General features: G+C 56.1%; 20 protein-coding genes. 12 read left to right on the forward strand and 8 right to left on the reverse strand.

The window, feature by feature from the left end; translation table 11 throughout:
• Window positions 1-2 precede the first annotated feature (2 nt).
• On the reverse strand, window positions 3-530 hold the full coding sequence (locus tag QN378_RS09395; RefSeq protein ID WP_322205500.1) for a methylated-DNA--[protein]-cysteine S-methyltransferase: 528 nt from the start codon (window positions 528-530) through the stop codon (window positions 3-5).
• Window positions 527-2,023 carry a DNA-3-methyladenine glycosylase 2 family protein gene (locus tag QN378_RS09400; protein ID WP_323570703.1) on the reverse strand — a complete coding sequence of 499 codons (1,497 nt, stop codon included), beginning with the start codon at window positions 2,021-2,023 and terminating at the stop codon, window positions 527-529. Before QN378_RS09400 ends, QN378_RS09395 begins: the two co-directional genes overlap by 4 nt.
• Before the next feature lie 129 nt (window positions 2,024-2,152).
• On the opposite strand from QN378_RS09400, the gene hemL reads away from it, so the two are divergent.
• Together hemL and QN378_RS09410 are read left to right on the forward strand one after the other, a co-directional pair.
• On the forward strand, window positions 2,153-3,436 hold the full coding sequence (gene hemL, locus QN378_RS09405) for a glutamate-1-semialdehyde 2,1-aminomutase (protein WP_322205502.1): 1,284 nt from the start codon (window positions 2,153-2,155) through the stop codon (window positions 3,434-3,436).
• 251 nt (window positions 3,437-3,687) lie between these two features.
• On the forward strand, window positions 3,688-4,236 hold the full coding sequence (locus QN378_RS09410) for a tetratricopeptide repeat protein (RefSeq protein WP_322205503.1): 549 nt from the start codon (window positions 3,688-3,690) through the stop codon (window positions 4,234-4,236).
• 40 nt (window positions 4,237-4,276) lie between these two features.
• Here the strand turns inward: QN378_RS09410 and QN378_RS09415 are convergent, their stop codons facing one another.
• Window positions 4,277-4,603 (reverse strand): DUF1820 family protein, encoded by a 327-nt coding sequence (locus QN378_RS09415; RefSeq protein ID WP_065833723.1) that lies wholly within the window; start codon window positions 4,601-4,603, stop codon window positions 4,277-4,279.
• 130 nt (window positions 4,604-4,733) lie between these two features.
• Between QN378_RS09415 and miaB the strand changes: the two genes are divergently transcribed.
• From miaB to lnt, 5 genes are all read left to right on the forward strand, one after another.
• Window positions 4,734-6,062: a tRNA (N6-isopentenyl adenosine(37)-C2)-methylthiotransferase MiaB gene (miaB, locus tag QN378_RS09420; RefSeq protein WP_322205505.1), complete on the forward strand. Its 1,329-nt coding sequence runs from the start codon at window positions 4,734-4,736 to the stop codon at window positions 6,060-6,062.
• Between the two features lie 195 nt (window positions 6,063-6,257).
• The gene (locus QN378_RS09425; protein WP_322205506.1) at window positions 6,258-7,277 is read left to right on the forward strand and encodes a PhoH family protein; all 1,020 of its coding nucleotides are present in this window, start codon (window positions 6,258-6,260) and stop codon (window positions 7,275-7,277) included.
• Window positions 7,270-7,770, forward strand: a complete 501-nt coding sequence (ybeY, locus tag QN378_RS09430) for an rRNA maturation RNase YbeY (RefSeq protein WP_322205507.1) — start codon at window positions 7,270-7,272, stop codon at window positions 7,768-7,770. The genes QN378_RS09425 and ybeY overlap by 8 nt, the downstream gene beginning before the upstream one ends.
• 5 nt (window positions 7,771-7,775) lie before the next feature.
• Complete coding sequence (locus QN378_RS09435; RefSeq protein ID WP_322205508.1) at window positions 7,776-8,618, forward strand: HlyC/CorC family transporter; 843 nt, start codon at window positions 7,776-7,778, stop codon at window positions 8,616-8,618.
• 17 nt (window positions 8,619-8,635) lie between these two features.
• Window positions 8,636-10,150 carry an apolipoprotein N-acyltransferase gene (lnt, locus tag QN378_RS09440; protein ID WP_322205509.1) on the forward strand — a complete coding sequence of 505 codons (1,515 nt, stop codon included), beginning with the start codon at window positions 8,636-8,638 and terminating at the stop codon, window positions 10,148-10,150.
• 61 nt (window positions 10,151-10,211) lie between these two features.
• Here lnt and QN378_RS09445 read toward each other — a convergent pair whose 3' ends face one another.
• Window positions 10,212-10,979, reverse strand: a complete 768-nt coding sequence (locus tag QN378_RS09445; RefSeq protein ID WP_322205510.1) for a YdcF family protein — start codon at window positions 10,977-10,979, stop codon at window positions 10,212-10,214.
• 108 nt (window positions 10,980-11,087) lie between these two features.
• A complete protein-coding gene (locus tag QN378_RS09450; RefSeq protein WP_323546629.1) occupies window positions 11,088-11,456 on the reverse strand; it encodes a hypothetical protein in 369 nt (122 codons plus the stop codon).
• 250 nt (window positions 11,457-11,706) lie between these two features.
• Here QN378_RS09450 and leuS point away from each other — a divergent pair, with 250 nt between their 5' ends.
• The 5 genes from leuS to QN378_RS09475 all read left to right on the forward strand — a co-directional run bounded on the left by leuS (window position 11,707) and on the right by QN378_RS09475 (window position 17,827).
• A complete protein-coding gene (gene leuS, locus QN378_RS09455) occupies window positions 11,707-14,313 on the forward strand; it encodes a leucine--tRNA ligase (RefSeq protein WP_322205512.1) in 2,607 nt (868 codons plus the stop codon).
• 90 nt (window positions 14,314-14,403) lie between these two features.
• Entirely contained in the window at window positions 14,404-15,009 is a 606-nt protein-coding gene (lptE, locus tag QN378_RS09460; RefSeq protein ID WP_322205513.1) for an LPS assembly lipoprotein LptE, read from the forward strand.
• A gap of 42 nt (window positions 15,010-15,051) precedes the next feature.
• Complete coding sequence (holA, locus tag QN378_RS09465) at window positions 15,052-16,089, forward strand: DNA polymerase III subunit delta (protein ID WP_322205514.1); 1,038 nt, start codon at window positions 15,052-15,054, stop codon at window positions 16,087-16,089.
• A 170-nt stretch (window positions 16,090-16,259) separates the two neighbouring features.
• The gene (gene arfA / locus QN378_RS09470; RefSeq protein WP_322205515.1) at window positions 16,260-16,415 is read left to right on the forward strand and encodes an alternative ribosome rescue factor ArfA; all 156 of its coding nucleotides are present in this window, start codon (window positions 16,260-16,262) and stop codon (window positions 16,413-16,415) included.
• 83 nt (window positions 16,416-16,498) lie between these two features.
• Window positions 16,499-17,827, forward strand: a complete 1,329-nt coding sequence (locus QN378_RS09475) for a lytic murein transglycosylase (RefSeq protein ID WP_322205516.1) — start codon at window positions 16,499-16,501, stop codon at window positions 17,825-17,827.
• A 92-nt stretch (window positions 17,828-17,919) separates the two neighbouring features.
• Here the strand turns inward: QN378_RS09475 and lipA are convergent, their stop codons facing one another.
• From lipA to QN378_RS09490, 3 genes are read right to left on the reverse strand one after another with little or no spacing between them, the layout of a single operon-like run.
• Window positions 17,920-18,951 carry a lipoyl synthase gene (gene lipA, locus QN378_RS09480; protein WP_322205517.1) on the reverse strand — a complete coding sequence of 344 codons (1,032 nt, stop codon included), beginning with the start codon at window positions 18,949-18,951 and terminating at the stop codon, window positions 17,920-17,922.
• 1 nt (window position 18,952) lies between these two features.
• Entirely contained in the window at window positions 18,953-19,600 is a 648-nt protein-coding gene (gene lipB, locus QN378_RS09485; protein ID WP_322205518.1) for a lipoyl(octanoyl) transferase LipB, read from the reverse strand.
• A complete protein-coding gene (locus tag QN378_RS09490) occupies window positions 19,600-19,881 on the reverse strand; it encodes a DUF493 domain-containing protein (protein WP_322205519.1) in 282 nt (93 codons plus the stop codon). Before QN378_RS09490 ends, lipB begins: the two co-directional genes overlap by 1 nt.
• Window positions 19,882-19,935: the final 54 nt, after the last annotated feature.

Raw genomic sequence — 19,935 nt, forward strand, 5'->3', positions numbered from 1 at the left:
AGCTACTCGTTCGAACTGACCAGCTCGAACTCAAATCCGACGAGCCTGCCGCTCATGTTTTCCAGTGACAGCAACGCCTGTTTGCGATCAACCCCGCCCGCGTAGCCTGTAAGGCCACCGCCGCCTCCGATGACCCGGTGGCAGGGAATAATGATCGATATCGGATTTCGGCCATTGGCAGTGCCTACTGCTCGCGAATGTCCGCTGCTCAACCCCATGCTCTTTGCCAGGGTGCCGTAAGACACAATCTCGCCATACGGAATCAACGACAGTTGCTGCCAGACCAGGCGTTGGAACGGCGTGCCGCGCATTACCAGCGGTAAATTGAACACCCGCCGTTCGCCTTTGAAAAACTCATCCAGTTGCTCGCGCGCCAAGCTTACGACCTTTGGAACTGAGAGCTCGTCAGGCGTGAATACCAAATCGGGATAGTATTTTTGACCCACGAAAAAAACTCCGGTCAATGCGTCATCTTCCACACGCAGGGCGATATCGCCGAGCGGACTCGCTGCTATATAGCCCTGACTCATGATTTCGCTGCCTCGTGTTGTCGCCACAGGTGCACGGTGGCATAAGCGCGCCACGGTGCCCACTGACTGGCGTGTTCATTCAAGAGTGCCGCCGCTGAATAGCCCAAGTGTTTTTTCAGTACCGCATCCCCTTCCGGGAACGCGTTGGGCCAACCGAGCGCGCGCATGGCGATATATTGCACGGTCCACTCGCCGACGCCGCGTATAGCGCGCAATGCAGTCAGTGTTTCTTCCAGCGGAACCAGTGGTTCGAGGATTATTCGACCGGACGCCACTGCCTGTGCGACAGCAATGATGGCCTCAGCGCGGATACGAATCAGCCCGGTGGCGATCAAATCCTCGGCCGACAGTTGAGCAATGTCGCCTGCCGCTGGGAATGCACTGAACAGACCAAACGGCGCATCCGGCACTTTTGCGCCGAACCGCTCGGCGATTCGACCCAATACCACTCGGGCGTTCGCCACCGATATTTGCTGCCCGACAATCGCGCGCACCGCAATTTCAAATCCGTCGACTGCACCCGGAACGCGCATACCCGGCAGATCCGCCGCCAACGCACCTAGGTGAGCGTCGATAAGATCGGGCCGACAATCGGTATCGAATATACGGCGCACACGCCCCAGAAGCGGCGCAATCCCATATTGCAAAGACGCCGAAGCAGTCACCAACAAACCATGCCGCAACGGCGCATGCTCAATACTGATCCATCCCATTAGTGGCCGTCCCGCGTGCTCAAACGCGATGATCCGCGTGTAGCGGTCTTCACCTACCTGCTCGACACCACGAATCTGACGATGAGCAAGAAAGTCGAGCACCCCACGCCAGGCAAACGGAGGCCGATAGGACAGCTCAAATTTCATCACGTGTGAATCCGGCGCACGACTCATCTTTCTCAGCCGTAACGGACTCAACCCGTATTGCGACTGAAATAACGCATTGAAACGTCTGACGCTGCCAAAACCTGCGGCTAACGCCACTTCAGTCACTGACATCTGAGTATCCGTCAGCAGCCGCTTGGCAATTAACAAACGCTGGGTGCGCGTGTACGCGGTCATCGACACGCCGAACTCAGCTTCAAAAATCCGACGCAGGTGTCGGGTTGTAATACCCACACGGCCGGCCAGTGCTGAAAGGTTTTTGCCGCTAAGGAAACCTTCTTCAATCAATCGTGCGGCGGCTTGCGCCAATCCAGTGGAGAGGTCGAGCACTCCATGACCGGGCGCGAGTTCCGGGCGGCAGCGCAAGCACGGACGATAGCCTGCATGTTCTGCCGCGGCCGCGCTGGAGTAGAAGCTGCAGTTTTTGGCATGAGGCGCTCGCGCTGGGCATATGGGACGGCAATAGATGCCCGTCGAAGTTACCCCCATGAAAAACCAACCATCAAAGCGGCGGTCTCGGGCGACGAAGGCGGCATAGCAAACCCGCGGATCAAGAGTGTTCATGGGCAGGACTGTAATTGAGGCGCCTGGAAAAGTCTGGCCAAATTCGGACATGTATAGCCCTGACGGACGTAGGTATAATCCGTCCCCTGCACATTCTGGACAACCGCCTACGCTGACCAGCAAGCGCCGCCGCTGTGATCCGCGCAGAACATATTTCTGGTTAAAAAGCTGAGACCCATCATGTCCCGTTCTGAAATCCTGTTTGCCAACGCTCAAAAACACATCCCTGGCGGCGTCAATTCGCCAGTTCGGGCTTTCAAAAGCGTGGGTGGCACGCCGCTGTTCTTTAAGCACGCGGCAGGTGCTTACGTCACTGATGAAGACGACAAGCGTTACGTGGATTACGTCGGTTCATGGGGACCGATGATTCTCGGCCACAGCCACCCGGAAGTCCTCGACGCCGTGCGTAAGCAGCTGGAACATGGTCTGTCGTATGGCGCGCCGACTGCGCTGGAAACCGAAATGGCCGACTTGGTCTGTACCCTTGTGCCATCGATGGAGATGGTGCGGATGGTCAGCTCCGGCACCGAAGCGACCATGAGTGCAATTCGCCTGGCCCGAGGCTTCACCGGCCGCGACAGCATTATTAAATTCGAAGGCTGCTACCACGGCCACTCCGACAGCCTGTTGGTAAAAGCCGGCTCCGGTGCGTTGACTCAAGGCGTGCCAAGTTCGGCAGGCGTCCCTGCCGCGTTTGCCAAACACACCTTGACCACCGCGTTCAACGACATTGATGCAGTCGCAAAAATGCTCGATGAAGTGGGAAACGAAGTGGCGTGCATCATTGTTGAGCCGGTTGCCGGCAACATGAACTGCGTGCCGCCAGCACCCGGTTTCCTGGAAGGCTTGCGCACGTTGTGTGACCACCACGGCGTGGTGTTGATTTTCGACGAAGTGATGACCGGTTTCCGTGTCGCATTGGGCGGCGCCCAGGCGCATTACGGTGTCACGCCAGATTTGAGCACGTTCGGCAAGATCATCGGCGGTGGTATGCCGGTCGGCTGTTTCGGCGGCAAACGCGAAATCATGTCGCACATCGCACCGCTAGGTCCGGTTTATCAGGCCGGTACATTATCAGGTAACCCATTGGCCATGGCCGCTGGCCTGGCTACTCTTCGCCTGATAAGCCGCCCCGGCTTTCATGCCGAGCTCAGCGCATTCACCACCCGCCTGCTCGTGGGCTTGCAACAATGCGCCGATGCTGCGGGCATTCCTTTCGTGACCACACAGGCCGGTGGCATGTTTGGCCTATATTTCAGCGGCCTTCCGGAGATCGTGACCTTCAACGACGTAATGACCAGCGACGCGGATCGCTTCAAGCGTTTCTTCCACGCGATGTTGGACGGTGGTGTGTACTTGGCACCGAGTGCTTTCGAGGCGGGCTTCACCTCAATCGCGCATGGCGAAACCGAACTGCAACTGACCCTCGATGCTGCGGCAAAGGCATTTGCCGCGCTGAAATAAGCCTTTTTCAGGAGCCCACTTATTGGCGGAAGGCTTGATGCGGCGGGACAGTTACGCCGCTTCACCAACAAGTGGGCGCCTACAGAGGGTTATGGATTACGGGAATCCCTCGCAAAATCAGGCACATCAAGCCCGTGTAGCAGAAATTCCGTAAAGACTTTGTAAGGTTGGCCCCGCTTATTTCATAATGTGCCGCCAGCGCGTTCTGCTGGACGGGTACGCCCGCACCTTTTAGAGGTAAGTCGATTCCCATGAACCGCACCGGCCGCACCCTTGCTTTGGGCTGCCTGATGCTTCTTCATCCCCTGCTGGTGAATGCAGGTGGCAACTCGTTGTTAATACCAGCGGTGGGTCGCTGCACCCTCAATACTCAGCCAGACAACCTGCCTGATGCATTGGCAGCCTGCCAAAAAGCTGCGCAAGCTGGGGACGCACAAGCACAATTCGAGTTGGGGCAGTTTTACTACAACGGTAAAAATGCGCCTCGCGACCTTGCCCAAGCGTTAAATTATTTCGAAAAGGCTTCGCTGCAAGGCCATGCTGAGGCTCAGTATCGTCTCGGCTTAATGTTTTTTCACGGCGAAGGCGTTCAAGCCAACAACATTCAGGCGTATATCGTGCTGAAGATGGCGGCCGTCAATGGCTCAGAAGACGCGCTGGACAGTGCAGATGAAGTGTCCGCGAAGATGAAGCGCGATGAGCTGGAAGTGGCGACCCAAGTGCTTGGGCAGATCTTCCGCAATTACCTGCAAGAGCTGCAAACGGCTGAAGGTCGTACCCCGTTCGCCCCGCTGCCTTAAATCACTAAGCCGGTCAGCCACACAGTCCTGATTCAATCGTTTATTTATCCGGCATCGGCATCGGGAATGGCATTACATTGCTGGTGCCCCGGGCCTCGCTGATCTTCGGCGTACCGACGCGCTCTACTTCATCAATGCGCACTATCGAATGCATTGGCACAAAACTACGTACTACGCCTTCGAATTGAGCCTTTAGTTTTTCTTCGCTGGGGTCCACTACCACGGTTGTACGCTCACCGAAGACAAATTCTTCCACTTCGAGAAAACCCCACAAATCGCTTTGATAGATCTGCTTGGCGTACATTTCGAACACCTGGCCCTGGTTGAGAAAAATCACCTTATAAATTGGAGCTTCGCGTTTGGTCATGGCGGGCGGGTAGAAATCGGGGGCTTAAAGAGGGCGCGTACTATAGCACGTCCATCGGACAGTCAGTGCTAGGAACCAGAGACCGCCCCCTCTATAATGCGCGGTTCTTCGAATCACCTGATGATTACGCATGGCCAAGAAGCTTTATATCGAAACCCACGGTTGCCAAATGAACGAGTACGACAGCTCGCGCATGGTCGATCTGCTGGGCGAACATCAAGCCCTGGAAGTCACTGCTCGCGCAGAAGATGCCGACGTCATCCTGCTCAATACTTGCTCGATCCGCGAACGCGCCCAAGACCGGGTGTACTCTCAGCTGGGTCGCTGGCGTGAGCTGAAACTGGCGAACCCTCAGATGGTGATCGCCGTGGGCGGGTGCGTGGCAAGCCAGGAAGGTGCCGCGATTCGTGATCGTGCACCTTACGTCGACGTTGTCTTTGGCCCGCAAACCCTGCACCGCCTGCCAGATATGATTAACGCTGCGCGCCTCACTGGCCTACCGCAGGTCGATGTGTCGTTCCCGGAAATCGAGAAGTTCGACCACTTGCCTGAGCCTCGCGTCGATGGGCCGAGCGCTTTTGTGTCGGTGATGGAAGGTTGCAGCAAATACTGCACGTTTTGCGTTGTACCTTACACCCGCGGCGAAGAAGTCAGCCGACCGTTCGATGACGTCGTGAGCGAAGTCATGCACTTGGCAGAAAACGGCGTGCGTGAAGTGACGCTGCTGGGGCAGAACGTCAACGGCTATCGCGGTACAACTCATGACGGACGCTTGGCCGATCTGGCCGAGCTTATCCGCGTCGTAGCGGCCATCGACGGTATCGACCGCATTCGTTACACCACCTCGCACCCACTGGAGTTCTCCGACAGCCTGATCCTGGCCCATGCCGAAGTGCCACAGCTGGTGAAACACCTACACTTGCCAGTGCAATCAGGTTCCGACCGAATCCTCTCGGCCATGAAGCGCAACCATACCGCGCTCGAATATAAATCCAAGCTGCGCAAGTTGAGGGCCGCAGTTCCCGGCATCAGCATCAGCTCTGACTTCATCGTCGGCTTCCCTGGCGAGACTGAAAAAGACTTCGAACAGACCATGAAGCTGATCGAAGACGTCAATTTCGACTTCTCGTTCTCCTTCGTCTATAGCCCGCGCCCCGGCACGCCCGCGGCTGATATCAAAGACGAAACCCCTGAAGCCTTGAAAAAAGAGCGTCTAGCCGCCTTGCAGCATCGCTTGAATCAACAGGGCTATGAGATCAGTAGGCAGATGGTCGGCAGCACCCAGCGAATTCTGGTCACCGATTACTCGAAAAAAGACCCCGGCGAACTGCAAGGGCGCACCGAGAACAATCGCATCGTTAACTTTCGCTGCGATAATCCTAAGCTGATCGGCCAGTTCGCCGACGTACACATTGACGACGCTCAACCGCACTCGCTGCGCGGGTCTTTGCTGCAGTAATGCTGCACTTAAATAGGAGCCAACTTTTTGGCGAAGCATCATGCCTGACACACCGCGTCAGAGCCCTCGCCAATAAGTTAGCTCCTACAGATTGAACGTCCTGTATCACCATTAGTAAGTGAAGGCTTTCGTCCACCGACCACTAGGGGTTATTCTCCAGTCATCTTAATTGCCGTAGGGCGGCTAAAAACGACCTTGAACGCTCCCATCGAACCACATCGTTTTATCCTCGAACCTTTTGAGGCTCATCGATTCGCAAATCTGTGCGGGCAATTTGACGAGCATTTACGCTTGATTGAACAACGTCTGGACATCGAAATCCGCAACCGCGGTAATCAATTCGAACTGATTGGCGAACCCCGGCACACCACTTCGGCTGAAAATCTGCTACGACGCCTGTACCGGGAAACCAAGGGTACGGAGCTTTCACCTGACATGGTTCACCTGTTCCTTCAGGAATCGGGCGTCGAAGAACTGGACAACCACCCTGCTGCCGAAGTCGGCGTAGCGTTGCGCACCAAAAAGGGCATGATTCGCCCGCGCGGCCTGAATCAGCAGCGGTACGTCAAAGAAATCCTCGCCAACGACATCAACTTCGGTATTGGCCCTGCGGGCACCGGCAAGACCTACCTTGCGGTGGCCTGTGCGGTGGACGCGCTTGAGCGTGAACAGATTCGCCACATCCTGCTGGTACGTCCGGCGGTAGAAGCGGGCGAAAAGCTCGGTTTCCTGCCCGGCGATCTGGCTCAGAAAATCGACCCGTATTTGCGCCCGCTGTACGACGCGCTGTACGAAATGCTCGGCTTCGAATACGTCGCAAAACTGATGGAGCGTCAAGTGATCGAGGTAGCCCCGCTGGCCTACATGCGCGGTCGGACCCTTAATAACAGCTTCATCATTCTTGACGAAAGCCAGAACACCACCGTCGAACAGATGAAGATGTTCCTGACCCGCATCGGCTTCGGCTCCACGGCCGTCATCACCGGTGACATCACCCAGGTCGATCTGCCCAAGGGCACCAAGTCTGGCCTGAACCATGTGATGGAAGTCCTCAAAGACGTGCCCGGCATTAGCTTCACGCACTTCAAGCCTAAGGACGTAGTGCGTCACCCGCTGGTGCAACGTATTGTCGAAGCCTACGAGCGGTACGAGAATCGCGCCAACGATGAAACCATCAGTTCGTCTTCCAGCAGGGATAACCGCCGCGATGGTTGAGCTGGACTTGCAACTGGCGACCGAAGCGACAGTCCCTACCGAAGCCCAGTTCCGCCAATGGTGTGAACTGGCGCTGCGTCAACGTACTGCGGATTCGGAGCTGACCATTCGCCTGGTCGACGACGCTGAAGCCCGTGAACTTAATAACACGTGGCGGCACAAGGACTACGCGACCAACGTATTGTCCTTCCCCGCTGACGTGCCTGATGAGTTTCTCGATATTCCGCTGCTCGGCGACCTGGTGATTTGCGTTGACGTTGTAGCCCGCGAGGCCACGGAGCAAGGGAAGATTTTGGATGCGCATTGGGCGCATCTTGTTATTCACGGCTGCCTGCACTTGCTCGGTTACGACCATATCGATGATGCCGAAGCGGAAGAAATGGAAGCACTGGAACGCACGTTGCTTGATGAGCTGGGCTATCCCGACCCTTACGCCGACGACGAAACCGCTGACCATCATTTTTTAGAGACCACTAGCAAGGACCACGAGTAAGGGCTATGAGCGAAGACCGATCGAGCAACGGGCAAAAGTCATGGCTGGGGAAACTCACCCAGGCCTTTGCCCACGAGCCGAAAAACCGCCAGGAGCTGCTTGAGCTGCTGCGCGAGGCCCATCAAAACAAGCTACTGGACAGCGAAGCGCTAGCCATCGTCGAGGGTGCCATTCAGGTGGCTGACCTCCAGGTACGGGACATCATGGTTCCGCGCTCGCAGATGATTAGCATCAAGGCCACACAAAACCCTCGCGAGTTCCTGCCTGCCGTCATCGACTCCGCGCATTCGCGCTATCCGGTGATTGGCGAGAGCCATGACGATGTTCTCGGCGTATTGCTGGCCAAGGATCTGCTACCGCTGATCCTCAAGGAAGACGGTGACAAGGGCAGCATCAAGAATCTGCTGCGTCCTGCCACCTTCGTACCTGAATCCAAGCGGTTAAACGTACTACTACGCGAGTTTCGCGCCAACCATAACCACATGGCCATCGTTATTGACGAATACGGCGGCGTGGCGGGTCTGGTGACTATCGAGGACGTGCTGGAACAGATCGTCGGCGATATCGAGGACGAGCATGACGTAGAGGAAGACAGCTACATCAAGCCGTTGCCCAGCGGCGACTTCCTGGTCAAAGCGCTGACCCCGATCGACAGTTTCAATGAGTTTTTCGACAGCGAGTTTTCAGATGATGAGTTCGATACCGTTGGCGGCCTGGTAATGAGTGCATTTGGGCACCTGCCCAAGCGCAACGAAACGACAGAAATTGGCGCGTACCGTTTCCGCATTCTTAATGCCGACAGCCGTCGCATTCACTTACTGCGCTTGAGCCCGATCTCGCGGGCCTAAGCCCCTAAGGAATACCCATGCACTGGAACACCCGACCCGGCTGGCCCGGCAACCTGCTGGCCATGCTGGCTGGCGCGCTGACCACTCTGGCATTGGCGCCGTTTGATATTTGGCCATTGGCGATCCTATCGTTAATCGTTCTCTATCTTGGTTTGCGTGAACTTAACCCTCGCCAGGCTTTAGGTCGTGGCTGGTGCTATGGTTTCGGTCTGTTCGGCGCGGGTACCAGCTGGATTTACGTCAGCATCCATACCTACGGAGGCGCTTCGGTGCTGCTGGCGGGTCTGTTAATGCTGGGTTTCATCGCGGCGATTGCCTGGTTCTTTGCCCTGCCCACCTGGATCTGGGCGCGCTGGATTCGACGCAACGACGCACCGCTGACCGATGCCTTGGCCTTTGCAGCTGTGTGGCTGGCGCAAGAGGCTTTTCGCGGTTGGTTTTTGACCGGGTTTCCTTGGCTTTATTCCGGCTACAGCCAGCTCGACGGCCCTTTGTCCGGGCTGGCGCCCATTGGTGGCATGTGGCTGATCTCGTTTACCCTGGCCCTGACCGCCGCTTTGCTGTGCAATCTGCCACAGCTTCGAGCGAATAAGTCCGCGCTGAGTATTGGCGTTCTGCTGTTGGTCGCACCTTGGGTGCTGAGTCTGTCGCTTAAAACCTACGAATGGACGTCTCCGGCAGGCCCACCGCTTAGCGTCGCCGCGATTCAGGGCAACGTTGAACAAAGCATGAAATGGGACCCTAAGCAGCTCAATGCGCAATTGGCGCTTTACCGCGACATGACCTTCACCAGTAAACGCGCTGATTTGATCGTCTGGCCAGAAACCGCGATTCCGATCCTCAAGGAGTCGGCAGAAGGCTATTTGGCCATGCTCGGCAAGTTTGCCGCTGATCGCAATTCGGCACTGATTACCGGTGTACCGATTCGTCAGCAAGGTGGCCGTGGCGAGTATCGGTACTACAACGGCATCACCGTCGTCGGTGAAGGCGACGGCACTTACCTCAAGCAGAAACTGGTACCGTTTGGTGAATATGTTCCACTGCAAGACCTGCTTCGGGGACTGATCTCCTTCTTCAACCTGCCAATGTCGGACTTTGCCCGCGGACCAAGCGATCAAGCGTTGTTGCAAGCCAAGGGCTATCAAATCGCGTCCTTCATTTGCTACGAAGTCGTCTACCCAGAGTTTGCCGCCAGCCTCGCCGCGAAAAGTGAATTACTGCTGACGGTGAGCAACGACACGTGGTTCGGCACCTCTATTGGCCCGTTGCAGCATTTGCAAATGGCGAAAATGCGCGCACTTGAAGCGGGTCGCTGGATGATCCGCGCCACTAACAACGGCGTGAGTGGCCTGATCAACCCGTTCGGCAAGATGACCGCGACCATCCCGCAATTCCAGAAAGGGGTGCTTTACGGCGAAGTCGTGCCGATGCAAGACCTTACCCCTTACCTGCGCTGGCGTTCATGGCCGTTGACGATTCTGTCGATTGTGCTGGTAGGCTGGGCGTTACTGGCGCGGCGTATTAAACGCTAAGCAAGGATTCTAGATTTTGGTGGGGGCGAACGTCTTCTCTCCCACACAAACTCACCGCTACCTACAGCGCCCGATAAAACAATGGATACGCCAGCAACCCCACCGCTTCATTCAGCAACTGTCCGCTCTGCCATACGGATTTGCTCTCCGGTAGCCAGCCGTTGAATGGCCGGGCATTGTCGACGCCGAGAAACCCCACAGGCGCCGCAATGACAGTGAATCCGGCCTTTTCAAAGCTCCAGCGGGCACGCTGCATGTGCCAGGCTTGAGTCACTAGCACCACACGCTTGACGCCTTGAGGCTGCAATACCGCAGCGGTCATCGTGGCATTTTCCCAAGTGGTCCGGCTGAGCCCCTCTTGCCAACGCACGGTCACCCCGAAATCGCTTTTCAGCGAATCGGCCATAATCGCCGCCTCGCTAGGTGGCAGGTCGTAATGCAGCCCACCCGTGGTCAAAATCGGCAAACCCGAATCTTTGGATAAGCGCGCCGCAAAGCGCATGCGTTCCAAGGCAACGCCGGTGGGTATGTCTGTGCCCCATGTCGGATCTTTGCGCTCGCGGCCAGATCCCAAAACCACTATCGCATCAGCTTGCTGGCCCAAGGTTGCCCATTGGCTATGCGCCAAGGGTGGATCGCGCTCGATACCTCTCGCGGCCCATTCCACCGCAATCGGTAGACTCATGATCCACAGCCCGCCAAACCCAATGGCAAAACAGGCGCCAGCGAGCCGCGGCCGTGAGCGGCGAAACCACCAGGCAAGCACCAGCAGTAGCAAAAGAATGCCGGGAGGCAAAAGCAATTGTTTGATCAAATAACGGATAGGCATCGAGCATCTCCAAAGATGCTCGAAGCCTAGAAGGATTGACGCTAAGCAACAATGCTTATCAGTAGACCGAAGCCTGTTTGTTTCACCTAAGCCGTTTATAACAGCGTCTTATTTGAAATATAACGACTTGCCCCGCGCTGAAGCTTTACTGCGCTTATGATCGTCAAGCCAAATGATCTTGGCTGAACGTTTCGGCACGGTAGCAAGTCCATCAAGCACCTGCGTAGCGCAAGCGTCCTTAGTCATACCCTCAGCCTTGATACCAAAAGCATCCCCTTTGAAATACAAAGCGCCCTTGTCCAAATACGCCTCAATCAATTCGAATTCCGCCGGGCTCAACCCTCGCAACTCCAGTTCGGTAGGTGCTTCATGGCGAAGTCGAACTGCAGTTTTCGCCACCTCCAAGGCAAGCCCGATACGATTGATCAAGCGTTCGTAAAGCTCAGGTTTTACAGCGGGTCGTTGCGACTCTGCCATCCGTTCACCTCATCGAAGTTAAAACACGCCCCCCCGTTGATTAGCTTAGCGTTGCTGTCTGAAACAGCCGGATGCCGCGACCAACGGCCTGTGACGGCCCCTAACAAGCAATCAGGGTTTCCCTCGATAGTGAGCGCTCATGTATGCTACGGCGCTTCCTTTAATTCCACTTCCCGCTCGACTGAGCACTACCTGACTCAGCGATGCAATGAAGAGGATGAGGTCACCACTTCTTTAGTCAAAAGTAGCCATGCACGAACTCTATCAGCCCCGCGAAATCGAAGCCGCCGCCCAAACGTTCTGGGACGAGCAAAAATCCTTTGAAGTCAGTGAGCAGCCAGGCAAAGAGACGTTCTATTGCCTGTCAATGTTCCCTTACCCCAGCGGCAAGCTGCACATGGGTCATGTGCGCAACTACACCATCGGCGACGTCATCGCCCGCTACCAGCGCATGCAGGGCAAAAACGTCCTGCAACCCATGGGTTGGGATGCGTTCGGCATGCCGGCAGAAAATGCCGCCATGAAAAACAACGTCGCTCCGGCCAAGTGGACCTACGAAAACATCGCCTACATGAAAACCCAGCTGCGCAGCCTGGGTCTTGGCGTTGACTGGTCCCGTGAGATCACCACCTGCAAACCCGATTACTATCGCTGGGAACAGTGGCTATTCTCTCGCCTGTTCGAAAAAGGCGTGATCTACCGCAAAAACGGTACGGTGAACTGGGACCCGGTTGACCAGACTGTATTGGCCAACGAACAAGTGATCGACGGTCGCGGCTGGCGTTCCGGCGCGGTGATCGAAAAACGCGAAATACCGATGTATTACTTCAAAATCACGGCGTATGCAGATGAACTGTTGTCGGGCCTTGACGAATTACCAGGCTGGCCTGAACAAGTCAAAACCATGCAACGCAACTGGATTGGTAAATCCCGTGGCATGGAAGTGCAGTTTCCGTACGACCGGGCTTCCATTGGTGAAGCGGGCGCACTGAAAGTATTCACGACCCGTCCAGACACCTTGATGGGCGCGACCTATGTTGCAGTTGCGGCGGAACACCCGCTGGCAACATTGGCAGCCCAAGGCAACCCCGATCTGCAAGCCTTTATCCTCGAATGCAAAAGCGGCAGCGTTGCCGAAGCAGACATCGCCACCCAAGCGAAAAAGGGCCTGCCAACGCCATTTTTCGTTGAGCATCCACTGACCGGTGAAAAGTTACCGGTGTGGGTCGCTAACTATGTACTGATGCATTACGGCGACGGCGCCGTGATGGCAGTCCCGGCTCACGACGAGCGCGATTTCGAATTTGCTACCCAATACAACCTGCCTATCAAGGCCGTTGTACTCACCAGCGTCGGCGACGAACTGCTTACGCAGTGGCAAGCCGCTTACGGAGAACACGGCACGCTGATCAACTCCGGCATTTACGACGGACTGGAATTTCAAGCCGCCTTCGATGCCATCGAAGCCGATCTGCTCAAAAAGCAATTGGGTCAGTCACGCACACAGTTCCGCCTGCGCGACTGGGGTATAAGCCGCCAGCGTTATTGGGGCTGTCCGATTCCGATCGTGCATTGCGACACCTGCGGTGACGTGCCGGTCCCGGAAGACCAATTGCCGGTTGTGTTACCTGAAAATGTAGTCCCCGATGGCGCAGGTTCGCCTTTGGCTCGCATGCCGTCGTTCTACGAGTGCAACTGCCCGTCATGCGGAGCTCCGGCTAAGCGCGAAACCGACACCATGGACACCTTCGTCGAGTCCTCATGGTACTTTGCGCGCTACGCCTCGCCTCACTACGAAGGCGGCATGGTTGATCCCAAAGCAGCCAACCACTGGTTGCCGGTAGACCAATACATCGGCGGCATCGAACATGCGATTCTGCACCTGCTCTACGCGCGCTTCTTCCACAAACTGATGCGTGACGAAGGCCTGGTCAGCTCCAACGAGCCGTTCAAGAATCTTCTGACCCAAGGCATGGTCATCGCCGATACGTATTACCGCCTTGAGGCCAATGGCAGCAAGACGTGGTACAACCCGGCCGACGTCGAGCTCGAACGCGACGGTAAAGCCAAAGTTATCGGTGCCAAATTGATCAGCGATGGCCTGCCGGTCGAGATCGGCGGCATCGAGAAAATGGCCAAGTCGAAGAACAATGGCGTTGACCCGCAGTCGATGATCGACCAGTACGGTGCTGATACTTGTCGTCTGTTTATGATGTTTGCATCACCACCAGACATGAGCCTGGAGTGGTCGGATTCAGGCGTAGAAGGCTCACATCGTTTTCTGCGTCGCGTCTGGAGGCTGTCCCATGCTCACGTCACATTAGGTCTGACCGCCAAGCTTAATGTCGCAGGCTTGAACGACGAACAAAAAGCCGTCCGCCGTGCGATTCATTTGGCGATCAGAAACGCTAGTCAAGACGTCGGTCAGCACCACAAATTCAACACCGCCATCGCACACGTCATGACGTTGATGAACGTATTGGAAAAAGCCGCGCAGGTAACACCGCAGGACCGTGCGCTACTTCAGGAAGGTCTGGAAACTGTTGCGCTGCTGCTGGCACCTATCACGCCGCACATCAGCCATGAACTGTGGAACCGGCTAGGACACAGCGACGCCATCATCAATGCGGGGTGGCCGGTATTGGACAAGACTGCGCTGGTGCAAGACAGCCTAATACTGGTGATTCAGGTTAACGGTAAGCTGCGTGGCCAGATCGAAATGCCGGCTAACGCAACCCGTGAAGAAGTCGAAGCCGTGGCCCGAATCAATGAGAACGTGCTGCGTTTCACCGATGGCCTGACGATCCGCAAAGTAATCGTAGTCCCGGGCAAGCTGGTTAACATCGTCGCAAGCTAATTGGATCAAACGCCCGGTATTGACCCGGCGTCGAACAGTATTTCCAAGGGACGCAACGTCGGCCCAAACGGATTCAAGGGGAGCATCAATATGATCAAACGCAATTTGCTGGTGATGGGTCTCGCCGTATTGCTGAGCGCCTGTGGTTTCCAGCTGCGTGGCACTGGCACCACTGAACTGACGATCAAGGAACTGGATGTCAGCGCCCGTGACGCCTATGGCCCAACGGTTGTTCAACTGACCCAAATGCTGAAAAACAGCGGGGTCAACGTACACCAGGGCGCCGAGTACAAGCTGGTTTTGGTCAGTGAAGGAGAAGTTTCACGCGCCGCCAGCTACAACGGCTCGTCTCGTTCGGCCGAGTACGAGCTGACCGACACCGTCAACTACGAAATCCGTGGCTCGCGCAGCCTGTTATTGCTCGAAGACAAGGTACAGGTTCAGAAAATCTACGTTCAGGACAGCAACAACCTGATGGGTTCCGATCAGGAAGCTGCGCAAGTTCGCAAAGAAATGCGCGCTCAATTGGTCCAGAATTTGGTTATGCGCCTGCAACTGCTGACTCCAACGCAACTGGATAAACTGCAATCGACCGCAGAAGCCAAAGCCAAAGCCGAAGCGGACGCTCTGGAAGAAGCACAGCGGATCGAGAACGACACGCCTCGCCAGTCTCCGATCGAAATACCCACCAAGTAAGTGATCAGGGGCTAGCCTGCTGGCCCTTGTATTCCCTGACCTATGAAACTGATACCAGCCCAACTCGGTAAACACCTCCAGAGCGCTCTGGCGCCCGTGTACGTTGTCAGCGGTGATGATCCTTTGCTGTGTCAGGAAGCAGCGGACGCTATTCGTACTACCGCGCGCCAGCAAGGCTTTGACGAACGCCAAGTTTTCAGCGCGGATGCCAATTTCGACTGGGGCACGCTGTTACAGGCCGGCGCCAGCATGTCGCTGTTCGCGCAAAAGCGTCTGCTGGAACTGCGCTTGCCCTCGGGAAAACCCGGCGACAAGGGAGCTGCGGCGTTTATCGAATATTGCTCGCGCCCTCCAGAAGATACGTTGCTACTGATCAGCGTACCCAAGCTCGACGGAAGCGCGCAGAAAACCAAGTGGGGCAAGGCACTGATTGAGGGGCCACACACTCAGTTCCTGCAAATATGGCCAGTGGATGCCAGCCAGTTGCCGCAATGGATTCGACAACGTTTATCCCATGCAGGATTGTCTGCCAGCCACGACGCGATCGAACTTATCGCCGCACGGGTTGAAGGCAATCTGCTTGCTGCGGCCCAGGAAATTGAAAAGCTCAAGCTGATGGCGCAAGACGGCCAGATCACCGTCGAAACTGTGCAGGGCGCGGTAGCCGATAGTGCAAGGTTCGATGTTTTCGGTTTGACCGATGCAGTGCTCAACGGCGAAGCAGCCCACACATTGCGCATGATAGAGGGCTTGCGTGGCGAAGGAATTGAGCCGCCTGTCATCCTGTGGGCGCTGGCTCGTGAACTTCGGCTATTGGCTAATCTGGCCTTGCAGATCAGTCAGGGCACCCCTCTAGACAAAGCCTTTAGCCAAGCCCGACCACCGATCTGGGACAAGCGCAAACCGCTGATGAGCAAAGCGTTGCAACGTCACTCCGCACAACGCTGGAGCCAACTGCTGATGGACGCGCAACGCATTGACGCGCAGATCAAAGGCCAAGCGCCGGGTTCGGTCTGGAGCAGCCTGACCCGTTTGGCCCTATTGATGGCGGGTCAACGGTTGAGTTTGCCGGCTGAATAGCCAGCATCCGATCCCTTGCCTTCCCGAATGGTCCCACCCGTCATATGCGCTCCTTGCGCCAACAAGCCCACGTCAATTAAACAAATGCCCGATAGCGCACTTCTATTAGACACACACCCTGCTCTGCCCGATGATTTGCATCGTTTCATCACCAGAAGAGAGTAGTCCCCATGAGCAAGCCAAAGCGGCCGAACAAGGCCAAATCCATCATCGCCCAGCCGTTGTTCCGCAGTCGGCATGAACCCGCCGGCAAGGGCAAAGGCAGCTACCGCCGCGAAGCCTTCCAGTCTAAAAGCTGGGAGGCTTCTTACTTTCTGGCGGCTTAAAAACATCCCTACATCTCCCGAAGCCCCATATGCAGGGCAAGCATGATAAGGTTTGCGTCTGTTGGAACACCCTGGACCTAAGCATGCCCTCTAGCTTTTCCCGTCAGTTGCATTTTCGCCAACTGATGACCGTCTCTAGCTTCATCCTGTTAGTTGCCTGCGCAGAAAAACCAACTGCTGCCGATGCCACGCCTATTCAAATTGCGAACATACCGCCGGTCGGGACCACTAAGACCCAAGCTTCTATGGCAGCTGGCTCAACTGATTTCGATATTCAGCCGACCATTAGCTTTAGTGACTGGGAAGCCGGATTTCGTGTCGATGCAATTAAAGCCGGTATTAAGCCTAACTTATTCGATCAAGCCTTCGCGGGTGTAATTCCGGACATGAGCGTGGTCAAGGCTGATCGAAGCCAGCCCGAGTTCACTCGACCGGTGTGGGAATATCTCGACGGCGCTGTCTCCGCAGCCCGTGCGCGTAAAGGCCAAGCCCTTCTGGCGCAATACGCTGATGTGCTGCAAGCCATTGAGCAACGCTATGGCGTCGACCGCCAGTCACTCGTGGCGATTTGGGGTATGGAAAGCAACTTCGGCCAGTTTCAAGGCTCTCAGTACGTGATTCGTTCCCTGGCGACATTGGCCTACGAAGGCCGTCGCCGCGCATTCGCACAGGATCAATTGTTGGCAGCGCTGCAAATTCTCCAGCATGGTGACATCCAACCCGCCCAGATGCTGGGTTCTTGGGGCGGAGCAATGGGACAGACGCAGTTTATTCCTACCACCTATAACAGATATGCCGTGGATTTCGATGGCGACGGCCGCCGCGACATCTGGAATACCCCAGCCGATGCATTAGCGTCGACTGCACATTATTTGCAGAGCTCGGGCTGGCAATTCGCTCAGCCGTGGGGTTTTGAAGTGCAGTTAGGTCAAAATTTTGATTATGCATTGGCCGACGCATCAACCCGTAAAACAGTTGCCGAGTGGCAGCAGATGGGATTGAAACTACCAAATGGCGGTGCACTTCCGGCCAATGTGGCGCAATTGCAAGCGGCGCTGTTGTTGCCTGCCGGATATAAAGGTCCGGCGTTTCTGGTACTGGATAACTTCCGTGCAACGCTCAGGTACAACAATTCCTCGTCTTACGCCTTGGCGATTGGCTTGCTGTCTGAGCGTTTCAGCGGAGGCGGTTATGTTCTCGGCAGCTGGCCGCGAAGCGACCTTCCGCTAAACCGCTCTGAGCGCATAGAACTGCAAACATTGCTCTCATCCCGCCAATACGACGCAGGCGCTCCAGATGGAATTATCGGGGCTAATACGCGCAAAGCAATTCGTAGCGCACAACAGGCATATGGTTGGCCCGCCGACGGTTACCCAACGCATGAGTTGTTGAACAGTTTGCGTAAGCCGTAACGGCCTCTTCGCGAATTAATTCGCGAAGACGCTTACTCCACAAAAAAGGGCCGGATATCGCTATCCGGCCCTTTTTATTTGACTCGCAACGTTTAGCTCATGGCTTCGACGGCGGTCTTTGCCTGCTTATCCGCATGGTAGGAAGACCGCACCAAAGGACCTGAGGCCACATTCTTGAAGCCCATCTTGTAGCCTTCTTCGGCGAACCAGGCGAACACGTCCGGGTGCACGAAACGCTGTACCGGTAAGTGGCTGCGGGAAGGCTGCAAGTATTGGCCAAGGGTAAGCATGTCGATATCGTGCTCGCGCATGCGCTTCATGACTTCGATGACTTCTTCGTCCGTCTCACCAAGACCCAACATCAAACCGGACTTGGTTGGAACGTGAGGCACCAACTGCTTGAACTTTTGCAGTAGGGTCAGCGACCACTGGAAATCCGAACCAGGACGTGCCGCTTTGTATAAGCGCGGCACAGTTTCCAGGTTGTGGTTGAACACGTCTGGTGGCTCGGCAGCGGTAAGCGCGAGCGCGATGTCCATACGTCCACGGTAATCCGGGACCAAAGTTTCTAATTGTACGTCTGGCGACAGCAGGCGAATTTCGCGGATGCAGTCAGCAAAATGCTGAGCCCCGCCGTCACGCAGGTCATCGCGGTCTACTGACGTGATCACAACGTACTTCAGACGCAAGTCAGCGATGGCGATGGCAAGGTTTTTGGGCTCGTCGGAATCCAGCGCTTTCGGACGTCCGTGGCCAACGTCGCAGAACGGGCAACGGCGAGTGCAAATATCACCCATAATCATGAACGTCGCGGTGCCGCCGGAGAAACACTCGCCCAAGTTCGGGCAAGACGCTTCTTCGCAAACACTGTGCAGTTTGTGCTTGCGCAGCAGTTGTTTGACGCGATCCACTTCCGGGGAAACAGGAATTCGTACGCGAATCCAGTCTGGTTTCTTCGGCAGGTCGACCGTTGGAATGATTTTGACCGGAATGCGTGCAACTTTATCCGCACCACGAAGTTTTACACCGGCTTCCACTTTAGGTTTGGCCGTGCGTTCGCCGACGTTTAGTGTCGGGATCAGTTCTAGCACAGCGCTTTGCGCAGTCTCTGTCGCAGTAGTCATATCAATCGATTCCGCCCGCTAGGGTCGTCTGCTCAGCATAGTCGAGGTGTTTGACGAGCTGCGCGCGCAGCCGGGCACTTACCTCGGCAAATTCAATCGGGCCTGCATGATCGCACAGCTGGGTCATTGCCAGCCCCGCGTAACCACAGGGATTAATGCGGCGAAACGGCTCAAGGTCCATGTCCACATTCAGCGCCAGGCCGTGGAACGAGTAACCGTTACGAATACGTAAACCCAAGGAGGCTATTTTCGCTTCGTCGACATAAACGCCCGGCGCGTCTTTCTTCGCAACAGCCTCGACGTCGTAACTCGCCAGCAGCGCGATCAGACTGCGTTCAATCCGGGAAACCAGTTCGCGCACACCGAAACCAAGGCGCCGCACGTCCAACATCAGGTAAACCACCAGTTGACCGGGGCCATGATAGGTCACTTGGCCACCCCTATCGACCTGAACCACCGGAATATCACCCGGCAGCAACAAGTGCTCGGCTTTGCCTGCCTGGCCTTGAGTGAAAACAGGCGCATGTTGCACCAGCCAGACTTCATCGGCCACATCGTGCACCCGCGATTCAGTAAACCGCTGCATGGCGTGCCAGGTGGGTTCGTAAGCCACTTCCCCTAGTTCGCGAAAGCCCAGGCTGCCAGACATCAGAGCACCATGTGCACGAGGCCGGTAGCGCGCAGGGCACTATTGATATCGCGCAATTGGTCTTCGCCGGTGGCGATGATGTGCAACTGAACAGTGGTGTATTTGCCGTTGCTGCTTTGTCGCTCGGCCAGCGTATCCATGTCGAGGGTGGCGTGCTTCGCCAAAATCTCGATAACTAACGCAGTAAACCCCACACCGGTATCACCGATCACTTTGATCGGGTAATCAATGCAGGGGAAAACAATCAGGTGCGACTTAACGTCAATTTCGGTATCAGCCATGGCAGTAACGGCCTCGTAAGCTGTTGCGAGCGACAGGCACTCAGCTCCGAACAG

The organism is Pseudomonas sp. 10S5 (genome assembly GCF_035019745.1).
Taxonomy (GTDB): Bacteria; Pseudomonadota; Gammaproteobacteria; order Pseudomonadales; family Pseudomonadaceae; genus Aquipseudomonas.